At 39.6% G+C, this 21,329-nt stretch carries 18 protein-coding genes; 16 read left to right on the forward strand and 2 right to left on the reverse strand.

The genetic code is table 11. The features are described from left to right. Positions 1-10: 10 nt before the first annotated feature. From FAZ19_RS04570 to FAZ19_RS04640, 15 genes are all read left to right on the forward strand, one after another. A complete protein-coding gene (locus FAZ19_RS04570; protein ID WP_136819399.1) occupies positions 11-3,016 on the forward strand; it encodes a TAT-variant-translocated molybdopterin oxidoreductase in 3,006 nt (1,001 codons plus the stop codon). Positions 3,017-3,045: 29 nt separating this feature from the next. Then, entirely contained in the window at positions 3,046-4,527 is a 1,482-nt protein-coding gene (gene nrfD, locus FAZ19_RS04575) for an NrfD/PsrC family molybdoenzyme membrane anchor subunit (protein ID WP_136819400.1), read from the forward strand. 5 nt (positions 4,528-4,532) lie between these two features. Continuing rightward, a complete protein-coding gene (locus FAZ19_RS04580; protein WP_136819401.1) occupies positions 4,533-5,069 on the forward strand; it encodes a DUF3341 domain-containing protein in 537 nt (178 codons plus the stop codon). Next, positions 5,062-5,691 carry a c-type cytochrome gene (locus FAZ19_RS04585; RefSeq protein WP_308423927.1) on the forward strand — a complete coding sequence of 210 codons (630 nt, stop codon included), beginning with the start codon at positions 5,062-5,064 and terminating at the stop codon, positions 5,689-5,691. Before FAZ19_RS04580 ends, FAZ19_RS04585 begins: the two co-directional genes overlap by 8 nt. Before the next feature lie 19 nt (positions 5,692-5,710). Beyond that, positions 5,711-6,946, forward strand: a complete 1,236-nt coding sequence (locus FAZ19_RS04590) for a quinol:cytochrome C oxidoreductase (protein ID WP_136819403.1) — start codon at positions 5,711-5,713, stop codon at positions 6,944-6,946. Positions 6,947-6,986: 40 nt separating this feature from the next. Then, positions 6,987-8,327, forward strand: coding sequence for a cytochrome c oxidase subunit II (locus FAZ19_RS04595; protein WP_136819404.1), 1,341 nt, complete (start codon positions 6,987-6,989; stop codon positions 8,325-8,327). A 27-nt stretch (positions 8,328-8,354) separates the two neighbouring features. Continuing rightward, the gene (locus FAZ19_RS04600; RefSeq protein WP_188876058.1) at positions 8,355-10,229 is read left to right on the forward strand and encodes a cytochrome c oxidase subunit I; all 1,875 of its coding nucleotides are present in this window, start codon (positions 8,355-8,357) and stop codon (positions 10,227-10,229) included. 48 nt (positions 10,230-10,277) lie between these two features. Further along, a complete protein-coding gene (locus FAZ19_RS04605) occupies positions 10,278-11,321 on the forward strand; it encodes a COX15/CtaA family protein (RefSeq protein ID WP_136819405.1) in 1,044 nt (347 codons plus the stop codon). Positions 11,322-11,351: 30 nt separating this feature from the next. Further along, positions 11,352-12,257 (forward strand): heme o synthase, encoded by a 906-nt coding sequence (cyoE, locus tag FAZ19_RS04610; protein ID WP_136819406.1) that lies wholly within the window; start codon positions 11,352-11,354, stop codon positions 12,255-12,257. Positions 12,258-12,265: 8 nt separating this feature from the next. Beyond that, positions 12,266-12,850, forward strand: a complete 585-nt coding sequence (locus FAZ19_RS04615; RefSeq protein ID WP_229707250.1) for a cytochrome c oxidase subunit 3 — start codon at positions 12,266-12,268, stop codon at positions 12,848-12,850. A 9-nt stretch (positions 12,851-12,859) separates the two neighbouring features. Further along, a complete protein-coding gene (locus FAZ19_RS04620) occupies positions 12,860-13,597 on the forward strand; it encodes a cytochrome c oxidase subunit 3 (RefSeq protein WP_136819408.1) in 738 nt (245 codons plus the stop codon). A gap of 104 nt (positions 13,598-13,701) precedes the next feature. After that, positions 13,702-14,079, forward strand: a complete 378-nt coding sequence (locus FAZ19_RS04625; protein WP_136819409.1) for a cytochrome C oxidase subunit IV family protein — start codon at positions 13,702-13,704, stop codon at positions 14,077-14,079. Positions 14,080-14,084: 5 nt separating this feature from the next. Then, positions 14,085-14,807, forward strand: coding sequence for an SCO family protein (locus FAZ19_RS04630; RefSeq protein ID WP_136819410.1), 723 nt, complete (start codon positions 14,085-14,087; stop codon positions 14,805-14,807). 1 nt (position 14,808) lies between these two features. Then, on the forward strand, positions 14,809-15,351 hold the full coding sequence (locus FAZ19_RS04635; RefSeq protein WP_136819411.1) for a DUF420 domain-containing protein: 543 nt from the start codon (positions 14,809-14,811) through the stop codon (positions 15,349-15,351). 13 nt (positions 15,352-15,364) lie between these two features. Further along, complete coding sequence (locus tag FAZ19_RS04640; RefSeq protein WP_136819412.1) at positions 15,365-15,820, forward strand: ABC transporter ATPase; 456 nt, start codon at positions 15,365-15,367, stop codon at positions 15,818-15,820. Between the two features lie 47 nt (positions 15,821-15,867). On the opposite strand, the gene pckA is transcribed toward FAZ19_RS04640, so the two are convergent. Together pckA and FAZ19_RS04650 are read right to left on the reverse strand one after the other, a co-directional pair. Continuing rightward, entirely contained in the window at positions 15,868-17,481 is a 1,614-nt protein-coding gene (gene pckA / locus FAZ19_RS04645; RefSeq protein WP_136819413.1) for a phosphoenolpyruvate carboxykinase (ATP), read from the reverse strand. Between the two features lie 686 nt (positions 17,482-18,167). Continuing rightward, positions 18,168-19,070, reverse strand: coding sequence for a S66 peptidase family protein (locus tag FAZ19_RS04650; RefSeq protein WP_136819414.1), 903 nt, complete (start codon positions 19,068-19,070; stop codon positions 18,168-18,170). A 148-nt stretch (positions 19,071-19,218) separates the two neighbouring features. On the opposite strand from FAZ19_RS04650, the gene metG reads away from it, so the two are divergent. Further along, a complete protein-coding gene (metG, locus tag FAZ19_RS04655) occupies positions 19,219-21,291 on the forward strand; it encodes a methionine--tRNA ligase (protein WP_136819415.1) in 2,073 nt (690 codons plus the stop codon). Positions 21,292-21,329: the final 38 nt, after the last annotated feature.

Raw genomic sequence — 21,329 nt, forward strand, 5'->3', positions numbered from 1 at the left:
TACAGCTTAAATGGATAGCAATAAAAAATATTGGAAAGGTTTAGAAGAGTTAAATCAGACTCCTGCTTTCGTAGAAAGTAAAAAAGGGGAGTTTGCTGAACCTATTCCTGTAGAAGATGTATTAAATGAAGCAGGTTTAAGTACAAGAACACCACGTCGTGACTTTTTAAAAGCTTTGGGTTTCGGTTTAGGAGCTGTTACATTAGCAGCGTGTAACCGTACACCTATTCATAAGGCAGTACCTTATGTGATCAAGCCAGAAGAGGTTACGCCAGGTATACCTAATTTCTATGCTTCCTCTTTTAATGGACAAAGTGTATTGGTAAGAACACGTGAAGGTCGTCCTATTTCGATTGAAGCTAATCCGAATGCAATTGGCTTAAATCAAGGAACGGATGCGCCTACAGTAGCTTCTGTTTTGGATTTGTACGACATGTCCAAATTACAAAATCCGCAAATTGGTGGTAGAGATGTAGAGTGGTCTAAATTAGATAGTACTGTAATTGCTTCTTTAGATAAAGCTGCGACTGCGGGCAAGCAGATTACAATTGTTTCTAATACAGTGAATTCACCGACTACTTTAGCTGCAATCGCTAAGTTGACGGCTAAATACACTACAACTTCTCATATTCAGGTTGATGCGATTTCATATAGCGGTATTATCGAAGCGAATAGAAATTCGTTTGGTAAAGCCGTTATACCTTCATACCGATTTGCGAATGCACAGGTTGTGGTTTCTGTAGCCGCTGATTTCTTGGGATCTTGGCTAGCAGGTGAAGAGCATACACAAGATTATATTAAAAACCGTGACTACAAATCATTGAAGAATGGTAAAATGTCACGTCATATTCAATTCGAATCTGGATTGAGCATGACAGGATCTAACGCTGACGTACGTATTGCTATCAAACCGTCGGAAGAGGGGGCTGTTTTAATCGCGTTATACAATGAGATTACTGGTCAAAATGTAGCGGGTGCTACAACGAATGCAAAGGCACAGACTGCAATCAAATTGGCGGCTAAAGAATTAGCTAATGCAAAAGGTGCTGCAGTAGTAGTGGCCGGCTCTAATGATGTAAATATTCAAGCACTAGTAAATGCAATTAACACGCAACTTGGTGCTTACGGTGCGATTATAGATTTAGATAATTATTCTAAACAATATCAAGGCTCAGATACAGCTTTCCAGCAGTTCTTAACTGCAGCTAAAGCTGGTCAGGTAGGTGTTGCGTTTTTCCTGAATAGCAATCCGATTTACGATTATTTCAACACGAGTGATGTAGCAGCGGCTTTAGCTAAGGTGGATTTTACCTTGTCTTTTGCTGATCGTGCGGACGAAACTGCTTCGGAGTTAAAAGCTATTGCTCCGGCTTCTACCTTTTTAGAGTCATGGGGCGATGCTTCTGCCAAGGAGGGATTATTCACCATCGTACAACCTACGATCAATCCTGTGTTCAATACCAGACAAGCTGAACAAAGCTTATTGGTATGGGCTGGAGATACAACTTCTATTTACGATTTTGTAAAATTAAATTGGGAAAGCAATATCCTACCGGGAACAGGCAAAGCATGGAAAGATGTATTACAAGCAGGTTTTGTATATAAAGGATCTACAACAGGGTCAGCGTATTCGGCGAATGTTGATGTAAATTTGGTAGCTTCTGCTATTGTAAATGATAGTAAGAAAATTGCTGGAGAGGTAGAATTAAAATTATATGAATCTACCGTAATGCGTGATGGGCGTTATGCAAATAACGCATATCTACAGGAATTACCTGATCCAGTGTCAAAAGTAACTTGGGATAACTATGCTGCTATCAATCCTAAATTTGCAGAAGAATTAGGGATAGGTGAAAATGGTAAAGTTACGATAGAAGCAAATGGAAAATCGCTAGATCTTCCTGTTTTGCTGCAACCTGGTCAGACTATGGGTACGGTTTCTGTTGCATTAGGATATGGACGAACTAAAGTAGGTAAAGCCGGTAATGAAGTTGGAAAGAATGCTTTTCCATTTGCTAGCTTGGTAAACGGTACTGTCCAATTTGCTGCACAAGCTAAAGTTTCTAAAGCTGCTGGTACTTACGAATTAGCACAGACTCAAACACACCATACCATTGAAGGACGTAATATTATTCGTGAGACTACTTTCGCTAAATATTTAAAAGATCCAAATTCAGAGTCAGGTCGTTTTGCAGATTCTCATAAAACGTATGATTTGTGGAATAAGTTTGAACAACCTGGTCATAAATGGGTAATGGCGATTGACCTAAACGCCTGTACGGGTTGTGGTTCATGTATAGTTGCCTGTAACGTAGAAAATAATATCCCGGTTGTTGGACGTGATGAAGTACGTCGTCGTCGCGAAATGCACTGGTTACGTATCGACCGTTATTACACAATAGAAGAGAACGGTATTAAATTCACAAAAGAGAAGGAAATCGCTGATATTCAAGATTTCGAAAATGTAACAGTTGTACACCAGCCGATGTTGTGTCAACACTGTGAGCATGCTCCATGTGAAACGGTTTGTCCGGTGTTAGCGACGGTACACTCTTCGGAAGGTCTTAATCATATGGCTTACAACCGTTGTTTCGGTACACGTTACTGTGCTAACAACTGTCCATATAAAGTGCGTCGGTTCAACTGGTTTAATTATTGGAATGACTCACGTTTTGATAATTACTTGAATAACGAATTTACACAGTTGGTATTGAATCCTGACGTTACGACACGTTCTCGTGGGGTAATGGAAAAATGTTCAATGTGTATACAACGTATCCAAGGAGGTAAATTACAGGCGAAGATCGAAAATCGTAAACTGAAAGATGGTGACGTGAAAATGGCTTGTCAAGCAGCATGTTCTGCAAACGCTATTATCTTCGGTGATGCTAACGATCCGGAATCAGAAGTTTCAAAAGCACTACGCAATGAGCGTGTTTATTACGTATTGGAAGAGATCAATGTTCAACCGAACATCGGTTATATGACTAAAGTAAGAAATACATTTGAAGCGTAATTTTATTCAATATCTGAAATAAAAAAACTATGTCATCGCATAACGAATCAATATTAAGAGAACCATTAGTAACCGGCAAGAATATCACTTATGCTAAAGTGACTAATGATATCTTGCTTCCGGTTGAAAATAAACCAAACAAAGCTTGGTGGATAGGATTTATTGTCGCTGTCTGCGGAGCAATGCTATGGGTTGTGAGTGTTGGATACACCTTCTGGACAGGTATCGGCGCTTGGGGCCTGAATAAAACAGTAGGTTGGGCTTGGGATATCACCGACTTTGTATGGTGGGTAGGTATCGGTCACGCGGGTACACTGATTTCAGCGGTATTATTATTATTCCGCCAAAATTGGCGTAACTCCATTAACCGTTCTGCGGAAGCTATGACGATCTTCGCTGTAATCTGTGCAGCGACTTACGTTGTGGCACATATGGGGCGTCCGTGGTTGGCCTATTGGATCTTTCCATTACCGAATCAATTTGGCTCATTGTGGGTTAACTTTAACTCTCCACTCGTCTGGGATGCATTTGCCATCTCAACGTACTTCACGGTATCCTTAGTATTCTGGTATTGTGGTTTGCTTCCGGATATTGCTTCCGTACGTGACCGTGCTACAGGCCTTAAACGAAAAATATATTCTATCTTTTCTTTCGGATGGAATGGCTCAGTGAAAACTTGGCAACGTTTTGAGATCGTGTCCCTGATTTTGGCAGGTATTTCTACACCATTAGTACTTTCAGTACATACGATTGTATCGATGGACTTTGCGACTTCTGTAATCCCCGGATGGCATACAACGATCTTTCCTCCATATTTTGTTGCGGGGGCGATTTTCTCTGGTTTTGCAATGGTACAGACCTTACTATTAATTCTTCGTAAAGTGTTGAATTTTGAGGATTATATCACCATGTTCCATATCGAATCGATGAACAAAATTATCATGGTAACTGGCTCCATTGTAGGGGTAGCTTACTTAACAGAGTTGTTTATAGCTTGGTATTCAGGTTCGGAATATGAACAATATGCATTTGCAAATCGTATTGCTGGTCCTTACGCATGGGCTTACTGGGCGATGATGACCTGTAATGTAATCTCACCGCAATTGTTTTGGTTCAAGAAGATCCGTACGAGTATTCCTATTTCATGGGTATTATCTATTGTTGTAAATATCGGTATGTGGTTCGAGCGTTTCGTAATTATCGTGACTTCATTGCACCGCGATTATTTACCTTCTTCGTGGGCGATGTTCTATCCAACTTGGACTGACGTAGGTATCTTCGTGGGATCGATTGGTTTATTCTTTACGCTGTTCCTACTGTTCTTGCGTTTCTTACCAGGGATTGCAATTGCGGAGGTTAAATTATTATTGAAAAGCTCAAGTTTACAACAAAAAACTAAATTGGTTCAAGAGGGAGCATTTCCTGAGGAACAGGTTGAATTTTTCAAAAACTCTTTGGGTAAATACGATTCGGTCACAGAAGAGGATATTAAAGAATTACGTAAAATATAATAGCAATGAGCAACACAAAATATATATTAGGTAGTTTTGCCGATCCAGATGAAATGATGCATGGGATTGACAAGTTACAGGCTAGCAATATTAGCATATATGACTGTTTTACACCTATGCCGATACACGGGATAGAGGCAAAATTAGGCGTTAAACCTTCACGTTTACCTATAGCTGCTTTTATTTTCGGAGCCACGGGGACTGTGCTGGGATTTAGCTTGCTATATTATACGATGGCTTATGACTGGCCGATGAATGTGGGCGGTAAACCGTCATTGCCGTTGCCAAATTTTGTGCCAGTTACATTTGAGGTAACTATTTTATTATGTGCTTTAGGGATGGTAGCGACTTTTTTCTTCCGTAATCACCTATTCCCCGGACGTGCACCTCGTGTGATGGATTTAAGAGCAACAGATGACCGTTTTATAATAGCGATAGATGCAAATGAAAATGCGGATCATGCGTTAATTGATAATTTGTTGAAGGAAGCCGGAGCAGTAGAAGTTAAATACAATGAAAGGAAATATGTTAGTTATGAATAAGAAGAATTTTCTTGGAACTGTATGTGTAGCTGTCGCTTTAGCTGCAGTTGTCTCTGCCTGTGGTGATGGCACTACGCGCGATGCAGGTTGGGAATTTTCGCGCAATATGTATGATCCGATTGCTTACAATCCAGATCAACTAAATAATAATTTTAAAAATAATCAAACTGCACAAATTCCTCCTGTCGGGACTACGCCAATTGGTTTTGAGCGTTTTGAGTTTGAAAATACACCAGAAGACTATCAGCGTGCAGGCACTGAGCTTAAGAATCCTTTGGCGGTAACAGCAGAAAACCTAGCGCAGGGAGAGCATTTGTTCTTAGTGAACTGTGCGATGTGTCATGGTGCTGAAGGTAAGGGAGATGGTGCAATTACAAAAGACCGTTTTGTGGAGGATTCGCGAGGTAGACGTCAATTGGAGAATTTTCCACCGCCGCCATCGTATGCGAAATCTACGGGTTCGGTATCTTCTAGGGGGGGGGCTATGAGTGATTTGACAGCAGGAAAAATTTATCATACTATTTACTACGGGTTGAATGCGATGGGATCGCACGCTTCTCAGTTAAATCCAGAAGAGCGCTGGAAAGTAGTCATGTACGTACAAGAATTACAAAAAAAATAATCTAACATCGATTTTATAAATGGGAACTCACAGTCATCATCACGATTATAATTTCAGCGAGCAATATAAATTTGCTGGTACTGCCAAGGTACTCAGTTTAGTTGCTATCGTTGTAGGAATAGTTGCAGTCGCACTCGGTTTATTATCGAGTGATCACATCATGGTTGAGCGTACATATGCAAATCTCTTATTGATGGGGTATTATTTTACTTGTGTATGCGCGGCAGGAGCTTTTTTCGTTGCTCTACAATTGGTAACCCAATCCGGATGGTCTGCTGGATTAATCCGCATACCTCAGGCAATGGCAAGTATCTTACCGATAGCTTCTGTTATATTGTTTATTATTATTGCTTTGGGCTTATCTACGCATAATTTGTATCATCATTGGCATGCGGAAGGTTTAACCGATCCGAACAGTCCTAATTATGATGCCTTGGTAGCGGGCAAAGCAAGCTATTTAAATATGCCTTGGTTTTTGGGTCGCCAAATTATTTTCATGGGCTTATACAGTGTATTCGCTGTGATATTGGCTAAGCTTTCGTACAATGAGGACTTGGTAGGTGGTCTAAACTCTTACAAGCAAAGCTTTAAGTTGTCTGCAATATTCTTGGTTATATTTGGTTTCACTACACCGATTTGGTCATTTGATACGATCATGTCGTTAGAAGCACACTGGTTCTCTACCATGTTTGGCTGGTACAACTTCGCTGCTATGTGGGTGAGTGGGTTGTGCGTGATTACATTAATCTTGATCTTTTTGAAAAAAGCAGGATATATGTCATGGGTTAATGAAAATCACCTACACGATCTGGGTAAATTGATCTTCGGATTCTCAATCTTTTGGACTTATGTATGGTTTGCTCAATTTATGTTGATTTGGTACGCAAATATTCCAGAGGAGACGGTTTATTTTTACAAGCGTTGGGAGCCGGAATATAAACCATGGTTTTGGATCAATATAATCATTAACTTTGTGGCCCCTTTGCTATTGTTGGTTGATAGGGATGCAAAACGTCGTCTTAATGTAATGATGTGTGTATGTATTCTACTATTACTAGGGCACTGGTTAGACTATTATATTATGGTAATGCCTGGTACAGTGGAGACACATAGAGGTTTTGGATATATTGAAGTAGGTACAGCTATTGGTTTTATGGGTATTTTTATCTTTTTGGTGATGAGTAAATTGAGCAGACATCCGTTGGCTGCCAAGAATCATCCGTTCTTAGATGAAAGTTTACACCACCAAATTTAATAGTAAGAAAAGGAAGTTACGTTCAAACGTTTTTTAAGAAATGAAGTTAAAAATAAATAACAGATTCAGATCCATATTGGGTTGTCTACTACTCACCAGTATATTTTTTGCTGGTCCCGTTTTAGCCTTTCAGCAAGATACTGTTGTAGTTGATACTACAGCGGGCGAAGAAACATCGATGGCAGTGGGTGTCGAATCTGTCGTGGCTGATACAGCTACTTCGGTTGACGGTATAGCCAACGGAGCTGACTCTACAGCGGTAGTCGGTACGTCTTCAGGTGACACTGCTAATGCGAGCTCAACTGCAGCAGAGGTAAAGCAAATAGATCCTCAAGTTTATAAAGACTTTTTCTATTATGTTTTATTGTTCCTAGTTATTTGTACTGTTATCGCAGTAATCGGTAAAGTTATTTCGATTTACGAATTGACACATAAGATGAACGGTAGATATAATCCACTTGCAGGTAATACATTGCAGGCGGTCTTGTTGCTACTGTTTTTGATCTTTTTCTTATGGGGTGTATATTATTCGTATACAGTTTGGGGAAACTGGTCGTGGAGAGATGCTGTTACAGAGCACGGTGAAAAGATTGATACCATGTTCATCATCACAACAGTCATCACCACTTTTGTAATGATTGTTGTGCATATTTTACTACTTGGGTTTGCTTACATTTACAGAATGCGCGCGAATAGTAAGGCATATTTCTATCCACATAACGATACAATTGAGAAGATATGGACTATTGTGCCAGCGGTGGTATTGACAGTATTGGTATTGTTTGGATTTTTTACATGGAGAACGATCACGAGTATTCCCGAAGATCTGCAAAAATCGGCGCTTCAAGTTGAGGTGCTTGGTGAGCAATTTATGTGGCGTGTTCGGTATCCTGGATCAGATGGCGAAATAGGTAAGCGTAACTATAAATTAACTACTGCAGAGAATCCTTACGGTATAGATTTTAACGATAAGAATTCTTGGGATGATATTTCGGGTGAGCATATCGTGTTGCCAGTTGGGAGATCAGTTAGGTTTCATATTATTTCTAAAGATATTATCCACTCTTTTTACATACCAGATTTTCGTGTTCAGATTAATGCCGTTCCAGGTATGACGAATTATTTCCAGTTCACGCCAACGGTAACTACGGAAGAGATGCGGGATCGGATGAATGACCCAAAATACGACTACGTTATGTTGTGTAATAAAATTTGTGGATCAGCGCACTATAACATGCAGAAAAAGGTCGTAGTAGTTACGGAAGCTGAGTATAAGCAATGGTTAAGTACACAAAGCAAATATTTCACAGAAGATTTGCAAAAGGAATTTGCGCAACAGAGTAAAGAAGTTGAAGGCATCACTACTGCTTCATTAAATTAATAGAACAAAGATTTTTTACAATAGAATATGTCTAGTACAGTTATATCGCACGACGCAGCACATCACGGTTCACATGATCACCATCATGAGACATTCTTGACTAAATATATATTTAGTCAGGATCACAAGATGATTGCTAAGCAATTCTTGATTACAGGTATTATTATGGCAGTTTTTGCCATGCTATTATCAATATTGTTTCGTATTCAATTAGCATGGCCAGATAAGGATTTTCCTATCTTAGAAGTTTTTCTAGGAAAGTGGGCAGAAGGTGGTCGTATTAAGCCAGAGTTTTTTCTCTCTTTAGTTACCATCCATGGTACGATGATGGTCTTCTTTGTATTGACAGCTGGTTTATCTGGTACATTCAGTAATTTATTGATTCCCTACCAAATCGGTGCGCGTGATATGGCATCTCCATTTATGAACATGTTGTCCTATTGGTTCTTCTTTATAGCCTGTGTGATCATGATAGCTTCTTTCTTTGTGGAGAGTGGGCCTGCTTCAGCAGGATGGACGATTTATCCGCCGCTATCTGCCGTTCCTACTTCTATTTCAGGCTCTGGATTGGGTATGACGTTATGGCTGATCAGTATGACCTTGTTTATCGCATCTCAGGTAATGGGTGGTGTTAATTATATCAGTACGATATTGAATATGCGCACGAAGGGTATGGATTTATGGAGAATGCCGCTAACTATTTGGTCGTTTTTCTTAACGGCAATCGTAGGTTTATTGTCATTCCCTGTCTTAGTCTCTGCAGTTGTGCTGTTGATATTTGATCGCTCCTTTGGAACATCTTTTTACCTATCAGATTTAGTTGTTCAAGGACAGATTTTGCCGAACGAAGGCGGATCACCTATTTTATTTCAACATTTATTCTGGTTCTTAGGTCACCCAGAAGTATATATTGTAGTAATGCCTGCTTTAGGTTTAACATCTGAGGTGATTTCCACAAACTCTCGTAAACCTATCTTCGGGTACCATGCAATGGTTTATTCGTTGGTTGGTATCACGGTGCTATCATTTATTGTATGGGGTCACCACATGTTTGTGACGGGGATGAATCCATTCTTAGGTGGAGTATTTATGATCACCACCTTGATTATTGCGGTTCCTTCAGCAGTTAAAGCATTTAACTATATTGCTACTTTATGGAGAGGTAATATACGTTTTACACCAGCGATGTTGTTTGCAATTGGTATGGTTTCCTTCTTTGTGTCCGGAGGTGTTACAGGTATTTTCTTAGGTAATGCAGCTTTAGATATTAATTTACACGATACTTATTTTGTTGTGGCTCACTTTCACCTGGTGATGGGCTCGGCCTCTATCTTTGGTATGCTATGTGGTGTATACCATTGGTATCCTAAAATGTTCGGTCGTATGATGAGTACGAAATTAGGCTATTTACATTTTTGGTTGACCTTCTTGGGCGCTTATTTAGTATTCTTCCCCATGCACTTTATGGGGATAGATGGCGTTCCTCGTCGTTATTATGCTTTCACTGAATTTCCGTTTATGGAGAAATGGATTTCAGTAAATATTTTAGTGACTTGGGCTGCTATTGTAGCTGGCTTGGGTCAAGTGGCATTTTTGGTTAATTTCTTCGGATCAATTTGGAGAGGTAAGAAAGCAACGCAGAACCCATGGAAATCGAATACATTGGAATGGACTACGCCAGTTGAACATTTTCATGGTAACTGGCCGGGAGAAATTCCAACAGTTCACCGTTGGCCATACGATTATAGTAAACCTGGGCATGACGAGGATTTTATTCCTCAAGATGTTCCATATTCGCATACAATGAGTTCCAATTCCTACCACGATTTTGAAGGGGATGAAGAGGCTATTGCAATACAGAGAGCATGGAATAAAGAAAATAATAGATCGGGAGAAGAGTAAGGAAAAACCTTATTTCTTCTGCAAGATCTGATACAAAGCAAAGAAAGCATGTACCCTAGCAGTGAGAAGCGATTTATTAAAATAAACAGGATAACAATCGTTGTTTTGTTTCTCGTAATCACAGCTGGTGGAGTCGTTAGAAGTACAGGTTCTGGAATGGGATGTCCGGATTGGCCGAAATGTTTCAACCAGATAATTCCTCCTACTGATGTTTCTCAATTGCCAGAAGGGTATGAAGAACAATACATAGCAGGTCGAGCAGCTAAGAACCAGCGTTTTGCCAATGTCGTGGATTTGTTTGGTTCCGCAGATATGGCTGATCGGATTCGGAATGATAAGTCGATATTAGTGCATGAAGAATTCAATGCTGCTAAAACCTGGACAGAATATATCAACAGATTAGTCGGCGTAGTAGCTGGGTTTTGTTTGCTTTTTTCTGCGCTTTTTTCAGCTACATATATTAAAACAAAACCGTCCATATTTATATGGAGCGTTCTGAATCTTTTTGCGGTAGTGTTGCAAGCGTGGTTAGGATCCATAGTCGTGTCGACGAATTTGATGCCCTGGATTATTACCGTTCATATGCTTTTGGCACTGATTATTGTGGCAATAAGTATATATACGTTTTATATTGCAACTACGCTTAGAAACAAGACAATACTGGTTAATTATCAGTATGCTAGTGTTAAGGTTTTAGCCGTCATTTCTATAATCGTTACACTGGTTCAAGTGGTATATGGTACGGAAGTGAGAGAGGTGATAGATCATTTGAATGATCAGGGAGTATTAAGATCCAATTGGATTGATTCTATCGGAAAGAGTTACCATATTCATCGTATTCTTTCGTATGTTACATTTGCGATTACAATTCTGTTTTTCTTTTTGGTGAAGAACAGGTTTAGTCGCTTATCATTGCAAAGTAGATATGCTTGGATTGTATTGTTCTTGGTATGTTTACAGATGTTGTCTGGTCTTATTATGGCTCACTTTGATGTTCCAGCTTTTGCACAGACAACACATTTAGTAATTGCTAGTTTGTTTTTCGGAGCACAATATTATTTGATGCTTTTAATGACAAAATTGAAAAGATAAGTTAGGTAGATTTTGGAGGTGTCGTATTAAATGAAGGCTTTTATTTCAGATTTTAACAAACTAGTTAAATTACGCTTAACGTTAACTGTTGTTTTTTCAGCGTCCGTCTCTTTTCTGATAGGAGCGAAGCAACAGGGTGATATAATGTGGTTTAATTGGCTTATGCTAACAGTTGGCGGGTTCTTGGTTACTGGTGCCGCAAATGGCTTTAACGAGATCATTGAGAAGGATATCGATAAGCTGATGAAGAGAACGATGGATCGTCCTTTGCCTTCGGGCAGGATGAATACAGGTCAGGCTTTGGTACTTAGTCTGTTGATGGGCATAATAGGCACGTTGGTATTGGTGCAGCTGAATTTTGTCGCGGGCCTATTGTCTGTTTTTTCAATATTTTTGTATGCATTCGTATATACGCCATTAAAGCAGAAGTCGCCTATTGCAGTTTTTATAGGAGCATTTCCAGGAGCTTTACCGCCATTGATAGGTTATTATGCAGCATTTCAATCGGCAGGGTTTGGATTAGCCTATGCGGAGGTAAGTGAAGCGGCTATTGTCATTATTCCTTTAGTGCTATTTGGCATTCAATTTTTATGGCAGTTCCCCCATTTTTGGGCTATTGCTTGGGTAGCAGAAGAGGATTATAGTAACGCCGGCATTCATTTATTGCCTACAACAAAAAAAGACAAGATATCTGCCTTTATGATTTTCTTTTCGGCCTTATTGATGGTACCTGCGTCATTTTTGCCGATGTATTATGGCTTTGGTGGTTGGATATTTACCTTGGTTTCGGTGATTGGAGGTCTTTTTTTTACATGGTATGGATATAAGCATATGATCGAAAGAACAGATGCTTCTGCGAAGAAGGTAATGTATACATCATTTTTGTACCTACCGTTAACGCAGTTGATCCTGTTATTTGACTTTATTCCTTTATAGTAGAATTGATGGAAAACGAAGAATTAGAAATAGCCGAATTACTACGCGTACGAAAGGCAAAGAAATTTAGTCTTTGGTTGGGCTTGATCGGTATGTTTATGATGTTTGCTGCTTTGTCGAGTGGTTTCATTGTATACACGGCAAGTGGTGTGGATAAAGGGATCAAAACAATTTTACCGAATGCATTTATCTATAGCACAATCGCAATTATTTTGAGTAGTGTCACCATGCATCTAGGTTTAAAGGCTGCAAAGGCGGGTAATCTGTTGAAGCAGAAATCTTTGCTTATGGTTACCATCGTGCTGGGGCTTGTTTTCTTCGTATTACAATTGAATGCTTGGGGAATTTTGTCGGAAAGAGGGATTTATTTTATTAACAACAACGCTTCGCAATCGTTTATATACATATTTACGGGATTGCACTTAGCGCACATTATAGCGGGAATTCTTGTTTTATTACGGTGTTATATTGGAGCGGTAAAGCCTATAGCACACGATTACAATGTTTTTCGAATGGATCTAGGGGCGATTTTTTGGCATTTTCTAGATCTTTTATGGATTTATATTTATGTTTTCTTACTTTTGAATCAATAATAGTAAACAATGAGTACAACTGTATCACAATTGGATAAGGTAAAAGACGGGCCGTGGAATGGTGGCAAGTCTCCTTGGAACTTAGAGTATGGAAAAATCATGATGTGGTTTTTCTTGGTATCGGATGCATTTACATTTTCTGCATTCCTTATTTATTACGGTGCGCAAAAATTTGCACAGCCTACATGGATTGATGCGGATAAAGTGTTCCAATCTATTCCAGGTATCGCTGAATCTGGACAACCCTTGGTATTCGTAGGTATCATGACCTTTATCTTAATCATGTCGTCAGTAACTATGGTATTAGCGGTAGAAGCAGGACATCGGAATGCGAAGAACGAGGTGGTGAAATGGATGTTATGGACTATTTTGGGAGGTTTACTGTTTGTAGGATGTCAGGCCATTGAATGGACACACTTACATCATCAGGGATTTTGGTTTGGGCGTAATCCAGCAACAGGTTTGGAAGGTGATGTAGCAATTGCTGACGCACTGAGGCCTTACTTTACGAATGATATCTCATATACAGCGGCATTGCAATTTTCAAATTTGTTTTTCACCATTACGGGTTTCCACGGCTTCCACGTCTCTATCGGTATCCTTCTGAATATAATTATTTTGAGTATGACACTCAAGGGTACATTTGAGAGAAGAGGTACGTATTTGATGGTTGAGAAAGTGGGTTTGTACTGGCACTTTGTGGATTTGGTGTGGGTATTTGTATTTACGTTCTTCTACCTAATCTAACTTGAAAGTCAAAATAGAAGCTAAAAATAAAAAATAGGTGTTGTATGGAGTATCTCTTATGAATACTCAATACTTATACTCAATACTTAATATACTAAAAAAAGATGGCTAATCACGATCATATTGCTACACATGACGCGCATGCGCACGAAGATGGAATGGACAAAAAGAGAATCTGGTCTGTATTCTTTATCTTGTTGGCGTTAACAGCATTAGAGTTTTTAATTGCATTGGGCTTTGTTCACCATTGGGGAATTTTGCAGAAGGGCACCTTCGTAAACGTAATTTATATTATTCTCACCTTGGTGAAAGCGTTTTATATTGTTGCTTTCTTCATGCACTTGAAGTTTGAGAAATCTAGTTTTATAGTTTGTTGTGCAATTGTATTTATTTTTATTATTTACTTTATTGCACTGATGTTGATTGAAGGCGACTTTTTATTAGGTGCTTTTCAGAGCCATCCACTGTATCCAAATAAGTAGATTAAATGAGTAATACTACTCAAAGAAAGCGCTTTTCAAAAGTAATTATCCTGGTCATTGTTTTATTGGTGCCAGGATTTTTATATTTATTACTGAATCGTATGGGTTCTAATGAATATGTAAAGTTGCCGATATATGGTGATAAAGTCCTTTCTGGAAAGGTGAACAGAAAGATGGGAAGGGAGATTCCTGACACCACTTATCATCAATTAGCTCCAGTTGATTTTGTTAATAGCGAAGGAGATTCCCTACGGTTTTTAGCCTCTGATACATTGATCACGGTCGTACACCTTTTTTACACACAAGACACAGCCTTGTCCCGGGTTATGATGGACAATCTCTATGCTATTGCGAATAGGTTTAAAAATAATTCTTCCTTACGTTTATTGTCTATTTCTGTAGATCCAGAGGATAACGCTGAAAAGTTAAAAGCTTACGTACAGCCTTATGAAGGATTGATAGGTAAATACTGGAATGCGGTGTACGCTCCCGATATTGATATGTTGAAATATGCAAGGGAAGAAATGTTGATCGATGCGATGCAAACTCCAGCGGATACGAATGGATTTGTATTTAGTAATAATTACCTATTGATAGATTCGCAACGTCGGATAAGAGGTTTTTATGATATAAACTTGAAGACGGAAGTGGATAGATTAACCGATGAAATAAAACTTCAAATGGTGGAGGAAATAAGAAATAACCCATTAAAAATAGAGAAGAAATAATATGGCAATGACAGAAGAAGAACGGAAATATAAGGGATGGATCTGGACGTTATCTATTGTAATTCCAGTAGCAGTGGCCATCCTATTTGGCGTGAATTTAAAAAAATTGGGATATGATGTGGAGCCCCTTTCTTTTTTGCCTCCTATTTATGCCTCCGTTAATGGATTGACAGCGATACTTTTAGTATGGGCTATTTCGGCTGTCAAAAAGGGTAACTTTAAACTACATGAAGGATTGATCAAGCTTTGTATGATTTGCTCTTCTTTATTTCTTGTCATGTACGTCGCGTATCACATGACTTCGGATTCTACTCCTTATGGCGGAGAAGGTATGATTCGGTATGTGTACTTCTTTATCTTGATAACACATATCTTACTCTCGATTATTATCATTCCTTTCGTTTTATTTACCTTTGTAAGAGGGATCGCTGGCGCTTATGAAAGACATAAAAAACTAGCGCGTATAACGTACCCTATGTGGCTTTATGTGGCGGTAACTGGGGTAATTGTATACATGATGATTTCGCCGTATTATACGCATTAATCAAAAAAGAAGTATGAAGAGGATTTGGATATATCAGGCAGATAGAATTTTTTCGCAACAAGAAAGTGTTCAGATTCTGGAAAGGGTAGGGCAGTTTGTATCCTCCTGGACAGCCCACGGTAGCGCGTTGGCAGGTAAGGGATATGTGAAGTATGATTTATTTCTGATTTTTGAAGTCGACGAGGAACAGGCTGGGGTAACGGGGTGTTCTATAGATAAATCAGTACATTTTATAAAATCGCTGGAGCAGGCGTTTGATATTGGCTTTTTCGACCGATTAAAAATAGCTTACCGGGATGCAGAGCATAGGATACAATTGGTAGATCGTTCCGAATTTAAAGAGTTGATCAGATCAGGGATCGTTCATTCAGAAACCATTGTATTTAATAATATCTTAACAGAAGCTTCTGAAATAGAGTCCAAATGGGAGATACCTTTTCAGGAGAGTTGGCATAGTAAGATCTTTTAACCGATATAAGAAGGTGTCCAAAAAAGGTCACCTTCTTTTTTTTAGTTTTACAATGAAGTTTTAGGTGCTGCAGATCGAATTGCTTCGCTGGCCCTATCTTCAAACTGTTTAAAATTGTTTACAAACAATTGAGCAAGTGAAAACGCCCGTTGATCATAAGCCTCTGTATTTTCCCAGGTGTTTCTTGGGTTAAGGTATGCGCTGGGTACATTTGGGCAAGACTGAGGTTTTAGTACACCAAAAACGGTGTGTGCCTTATAGGCTACCTCATCCAGATCTCCATTTATAGCGGCGTTTATCATCGCACGTGTGTATTTAAGGCTAATGCGTCTTCCAATGCCATAAGGTCCACCTGTCCATCCGGTATTAACTAACCATACGTTCACCTCGGGATGCTTTTCAAGCTTTTCACCTAGAAGTTCTGCATATCTAATGGGATGCAGCGGTAAAAAGACCCTCCCAAAGCAGGCGGAAAACGTTGTTTGTGGTTCGACAACACCAATTTCTGTACCGGCTACTTTAGCGGTATAGCCTGAGATAAAATGATACATAGCTTGCTCTTTTGTTAATTTGGAGATCGGCGGTAAAATGCCAAATGCATCACAGGTCAAGAAAAATATATTTTTCGGATTCCCACCTAATGACGGTTTCTTTGCATTTGTTATATACTCGATCGGGTACGCTGCCCGCGTGTTTTCGGTGATACTTGAGTCTGTATAATTTACTGTAGTAGAGTTGGGGAAAAAAGAGGTGTTTTCGAGTAATGTATTCTCTTTTACGGCGGCAAATATTTCAGGCTCTTTCTCAACACTGAGATCTATACATTTAGCGTAGCAGCCTCCTTCAAAGTTGAAGATGGAGCCTTCGGCCCAGCCGTGTTCGTCATCTCCGATAAGTGATCTATTTGAATCGGCAGACAACGTAGTTTTTCCAGTACCGCTGAGACCAAAAAACAAGGCGACGTCCTTGGTTTTTCCTTCATTAGCCGAACAATGCATGGGTAATATGTTGTGATGATGGGGGAGAAGGAAGTTTAACACACTGAATATGCCTTTTTTGATTTCGCCGGTATATGCGGATCCGCCGATCAATATCGTTTTTTTACTAAAGTTAATGATCGTGAAATTCTCCTTTCTGGTGCCGTCAACGTTTGGATTTGAGAGGAATTCTGGAATTTGAAGAATTAGCCATCCGGGTTGAAAATTGTGTATTTCCTCTTCTGTTGGAGAAATAAAAAGATTGCTACAAAATAGATTTGCCCATGGTGTCGTATTTACCACTGTTACATTCAATCTGTAATTAGTATCTGCGCCGGCAAAGCAGTTTCTTATCCAGACTTCTTTTTCTGCTAAGAAGTCAATCATTTTGAGATAGAGATTGTCAAATACGTGCGTTTCAATCGGAATATTGATATCTCCCCAATCAATTACCTGTTCTGTATAAGAATCCTTTACAATGAATTTATCTTTCGGAGATCTGCCCGTAAATTTTCCGGTACTGACGCATAATGCCCCCGTATCGCTTAATTTTCCTTGACCAAGTCTTAGGGTTTGTTGCGTCAGTGTACTTCGGTCGAGGTTCCAGTTTACCTTACTCGATCGTAAATCCAGTTGAGTCATGTTAATTGAGGGATTTTTTGTGCCTAATTGTTGTAGCTCCATGTGTATCATAATTTACGGTGCTAAGGTAAGGAGAATGTTAAAATGAAAATAAAATAATGTAATTTTTATAAATATTGTTTTTATTTATCGTTTTTTGTGGTTAATTTTATTAATATAATAATTTTGATTGAAACATTCGTTGGGTTTATAACGAATCATTATGAGAATATTAATTGGGGTTTTGTTGATGTTAGAAGAAGGGTTCTTTTAGTCAGTTTGTCACTCGGGCCGTGACATGGCTTAAACTTTTTCTTGATAAAAAGTTTAGCAAAAATCAAGGCTAACACCGTATTTGTCGTTTCGGCTACGCGATGATGCAGCGCGCAACTCTTAGGCCTCCAGCGCATTATCCCATTTCAAAGGCTGAGATCTGCTTGGTTAAGGGCTAGTTGTACGTTTCCGCATCGCATCATCTGCGACCTGCACGTTCAAATCCGCTAAGGCCGTCCTTTTTCAATTCAGCTGAAGTGTAATAATAATCATATAACGATGCACTATCCTTACAAACCCGATAAATATCGCCTTAGCCATTTGTCGATAGCACGAGGAGGCACTAACCACTGTGGCAAATGGGTACAGCGATGACTTTTGCTTCTTTTGAGAGAAAAGAAGTCGCCCTGCGCCGGCGAAAGAGGCGCATAAAAATTGATTAACAAAATCCTTGGCTTTTTAAAAACTACGCCCCTTTAAAAAGAATACTTCAAAGATACTTTTATCTCTTCAACGTGAAGTTTTACCTTTTTCCCAAAAACCAAAGCCCTATTGTCATCAATATGACCGGCAGGAAAGCCGAAGGCAACAGGATAGCGGAATTCGCTGACCTTGTCCATAATAATTTCCTCGAAGCGTTGTCCGAATGGAGGATCACTATCGCGTAGTGAGGTAAAGCCCCCTACTATAAGACCCTTTATGTTATCGAATTTATGCGCTCTTTTCAATGTCCAAAGCATACGGTCAATATTGTAGTGTGATTCACCTACATCTTCAATAAACAGAATCTTGTCATCGTATCTGACATCGGACGCCGACGAAAGAATACTTTGAAGGATGGCTAAATTTCCGCCGATTAGTATACCTTCGCTTTCTCCGGATCGATTGGGGAAGTCGATATTTGAGTAGACAATATCTATATGTTGTCCGAAGAGCGCATTTTTAAGGGTTTCAAGCGCTTCAAAAGTTGAATTAACGAAGGATTTTGCCATCTGTCCGTGGATAGTCGGTATGTTGAACTGCCGCTGAATATGGCTATGAATAGCCGTAATATCACTAAAGCCGACAAGCCACTTGGGCTGCGCTATAAATCGACTGAAGTCCAGTTTATCGATAATGCGCACCGAACCATAACCACCTCGGCCGGCTATTATTGCCTTTATTGTGGGGTCATCTAATGCCTGTTGAAGATCTTTTGTACGTAGCGTATCCTCCCCAGCAAATTGATGGAATTGTGATGTTACAGACGCTCCGACCTGAACTGTTAATCCCCAATTTTCTAAAGTTTTTACAGCAACGTCAATATCTCCTTTTATGTAGCTTGCCGGACATACGATAGCTACTTTATCGCCGGGTTGTAAATATGGAGGTGCCTTCATGTTTGATTTTGCATTATGGTGTTTAAAAAAGATCTCTATTCCAGTGGAATATTGTTTGATGTCTATATTATTAAGCTCAAATTGAGTTATCTTTGCAAACAATTTTACGATTTATTTTTTAGTATTAACATTAAAAATACGATATATCTTGAGTACTTTATCCAAAAAACGTTATACGATTACTTCTGCCTTACCTTATGCAAATGGTCCTTTGCATATTGGACACTTGGCCGGCGCTTACCTGCCAGGGGATATTTTTGTTCGCTTCTTGCGATTGAATCATAAAGATGTGGTGTATGTGTGCGGTTCGGATGAGCATGGTGCGGCGATTACGATCAAAGCGAAGAAAGAGGGCGTGACACCCAAGGAAATTATCGATAAATACAATAAACAAATTAAAGATAGCTTCGAAGATTTTGGTATTTCGTTTGATATTTATCACCGGACATCGGAACCTATTCATCACGAACTCTCTCAAGAATTTTTCTTGAACCTATATGAAAAAGGAGAATTTATTGAGAAATTCTCGGAGCAATATTACGATCAGGAGTTCAATCAGTTTTTAGCCGATCGATACATTGTCGGGACCTGTCCACATTGTCAAAATGAGGGGGCCTATGGAGACCAATGCGAAAAATGTGGTACTTCACTCAGTCCCACAGATTTGATCAATCCTAAATCTACCTTGAGTGGCAATACCCCTATTTTGAAGGAGACGAAGCATTGGTACCTTCCGTTAGATAAGTATCAGCCTTGGTTGGAAGAATGGCTTATCGAAGGTAAAAAGGGCGAACTGAAATCCAATGTATTCGGACAATGTCAGTCTTGGTTGAAATCAGGCTTGCAGCCGCGTTCCATGACGCGTGACTTGGATTGGGGAGTAGATGTACCGTTGACGGAGGCCGAAGGAAAGAAATTATATGTATGGCTCGATGCGCCGATTGGTTACATTTCGGCTACCAAGCAGTGGGCGATCGATAACGGAAAGAATTGGGAAGACTATTGGAAGAAGCCAGCAAATCCGGAAGACGAGTCTACGCTGATTCATTTTATTGGTAAAGACAACATTGTTTTCCACTGCATTATATTCCCGGCTATATTACATGCCCATGGCGGTTATATTTTGCCTGATAATGTGCCGGCAAATGAGTTTTTAAATCTTGAAGGAGATAAATTGTCTACTTCCCGCAATCATGCGGTATGGTTACATGAATACCTTGAAGAGTTTCCGGATAAACAGGATGAACTACGTTATGTATTGACGTCGATTCTGCCCGAAACTTCGGACAGCGAATTTACGTGGAAGGATTTCCAAGCCCGTGTTAATAACGAGCTGGTTGCTATCTTAGGTAATTTTGTAAATCGTGTGATGGTGTTGTCACATAAATATTTTGATGGCAAGGTATTGCGCGGATCGACCTTAACAGATGCGGATAGGAACGTATTCTCAGAGTTGTCTAAATATCCGGGCTTGATTGAACAGTCTATCGGTACTTATCGGTTCCGCGAAGCCTTGTCACATTTTATGAATGCAGCACGGCTCGGAAATAAATATCTAGCAGACGAAGAGCCATGGAAAGTTATCAAGAATGATGAAGAACGTGTAAAGACAGTACTCTTTGTTGCTTCGCAGATCGTCGCGAATTTGGCTGTGCTGGCACAACCATTCTTGCCTAAAACGGCTACGAAATTATTTGAAATGCTAAACCTACCACAACAAAGTTGGGATCAAGCGGGACAGGTAGATTTGCTACATGAGGAACATCAGTTTGGTGAAGTACAGCTCTTGTTCGAGAAAATAGCGGATGAAGAGGTAGAATTCCAATTAAGCAAATTGGCGCAGGCTAAAATAAACAACGCACAGGAAGCAGTTTCAGTCGTCCCTCCAGCGAAGACGAATGTTACTTTTGACGAATTTATGAAGTTGGATATTCGTGTAGGTACAATTTTGGAAGCGGAGAAAGTTGCGAAAACGAAGAAATTGCTGAAATTGAAAATAGATACGGGGATCGATCAACGAACTGTCGTTTCAGGAATAGCTGAATTCTTTACACCCGCCGATATCGTGGGAAAGCAGGTTTCAATTTTAGTCAACCTAGAGCCACGTGAGATAAAAGGGATTATGTCGCAAGGAATGATTCTTATGGCCGAAGATGCTGATGGTCGATTAGATTTTGTAAGTGCTAGCAGTACAATAAAATCGGGAAGCACGGTTAGGTAGCTGGAACAAGAACAAAGGAACGAGGATTAAAGATTAAG

The organism is Sphingobacterium alkalisoli (assembly GCF_005049105.1).
Taxonomy (GTDB): Bacteria; Bacteroidota; Bacteroidia; order Sphingobacteriales; family Sphingobacteriaceae; genus Sphingobacterium; species Sphingobacterium alkalisoli.

Bases quoted from the DNA above. Each gene is read 5' to 3' on its own strand.
- FAZ19_RS04570 (WP_136819399.1), top strand. From the start codon at position 11: ATGGATAGCAATAAAAAATATTGGAAAGGTTTAGAAGAGTTAAATCAG.
- nrfD (WP_136819400.1), top strand. From the start codon at position 3,046: ATGTCATCGCATAACGAATCAATATTAAGAGAACCATTAGTAACCGGC.
- FAZ19_RS04580 (WP_136819401.1), top strand. From the start codon at position 4,533: ATGAGCAACACAAAATATATATTAGGTAGTTTTGCCGATCCAGATGAA.
- FAZ19_RS04585 (WP_308423927.1), top strand. From the start codon at position 5,062: ATGAATAAGAAGAATTTTCTTGGAACTGTATGTGTAGCTGTCGCTTTA.
- FAZ19_RS04590 (WP_136819403.1), top strand. From the start codon at position 5,711: ATGGGAACTCACAGTCATCATCACGATTATAATTTCAGCGAGCAATAT.
- FAZ19_RS04595 (WP_136819404.1), top strand. From the start codon at position 6,987: ATGAAGTTAAAAATAAATAACAGATTCAGATCCATATTGGGTTGTCTA.
- FAZ19_RS04600 (WP_188876058.1), top strand. From the start codon at position 8,355: ATGTCTAGTACAGTTATATCGCACGACGCAGCACATCACGGTTCACAT.
- FAZ19_RS04605 (WP_136819405.1), top strand. From the start codon at position 10,278: ATGTACCCTAGCAGTGAGAAGCGATTTATTAAAATAAACAGGATAACA.
- cyoE (WP_136819406.1), top strand. From the start codon at position 11,352: ATGAAGGCTTTTATTTCAGATTTTAACAAACTAGTTAAATTACGCTTA.
- FAZ19_RS04615 (WP_229707250.1), top strand. From the start codon at position 12,266: ATGGAAAACGAAGAATTAGAAATAGCCGAATTACTACGCGTACGAAAG.
- FAZ19_RS04620 (WP_136819408.1), top strand. From the start codon at position 12,860: ATGAGTACAACTGTATCACAATTGGATAAGGTAAAAGACGGGCCGTGG.
- FAZ19_RS04625 (WP_136819409.1), top strand. From the start codon at position 13,702: ATGGCTAATCACGATCATATTGCTACACATGACGCGCATGCGCACGAA.
- FAZ19_RS04630 (WP_136819410.1), top strand. From the start codon at position 14,085: ATGAGTAATACTACTCAAAGAAAGCGCTTTTCAAAAGTAATTATCCTG.
- FAZ19_RS04635 (WP_136819411.1), top strand. From the start codon at position 14,809: ATGGCAATGACAGAAGAAGAACGGAAATATAAGGGATGGATCTGGACG.
- FAZ19_RS04640 (WP_136819412.1), top strand. From the start codon at position 15,365: ATGAAGAGGATTTGGATATATCAGGCAGATAGAATTTTTTCGCAACAA.
- pckA (WP_136819413.1), bottom strand. From the start codon at position 17,481: ATGGAGCTACAACAATTAGGCACAAAAAATCCCTCAATTAACATGACT.
- FAZ19_RS04650 (WP_136819414.1), bottom strand. From the start codon at position 19,070: ATGAAGGCACCTCCATATTTACAACCCGGCGATAAAGTAGCTATCGTA.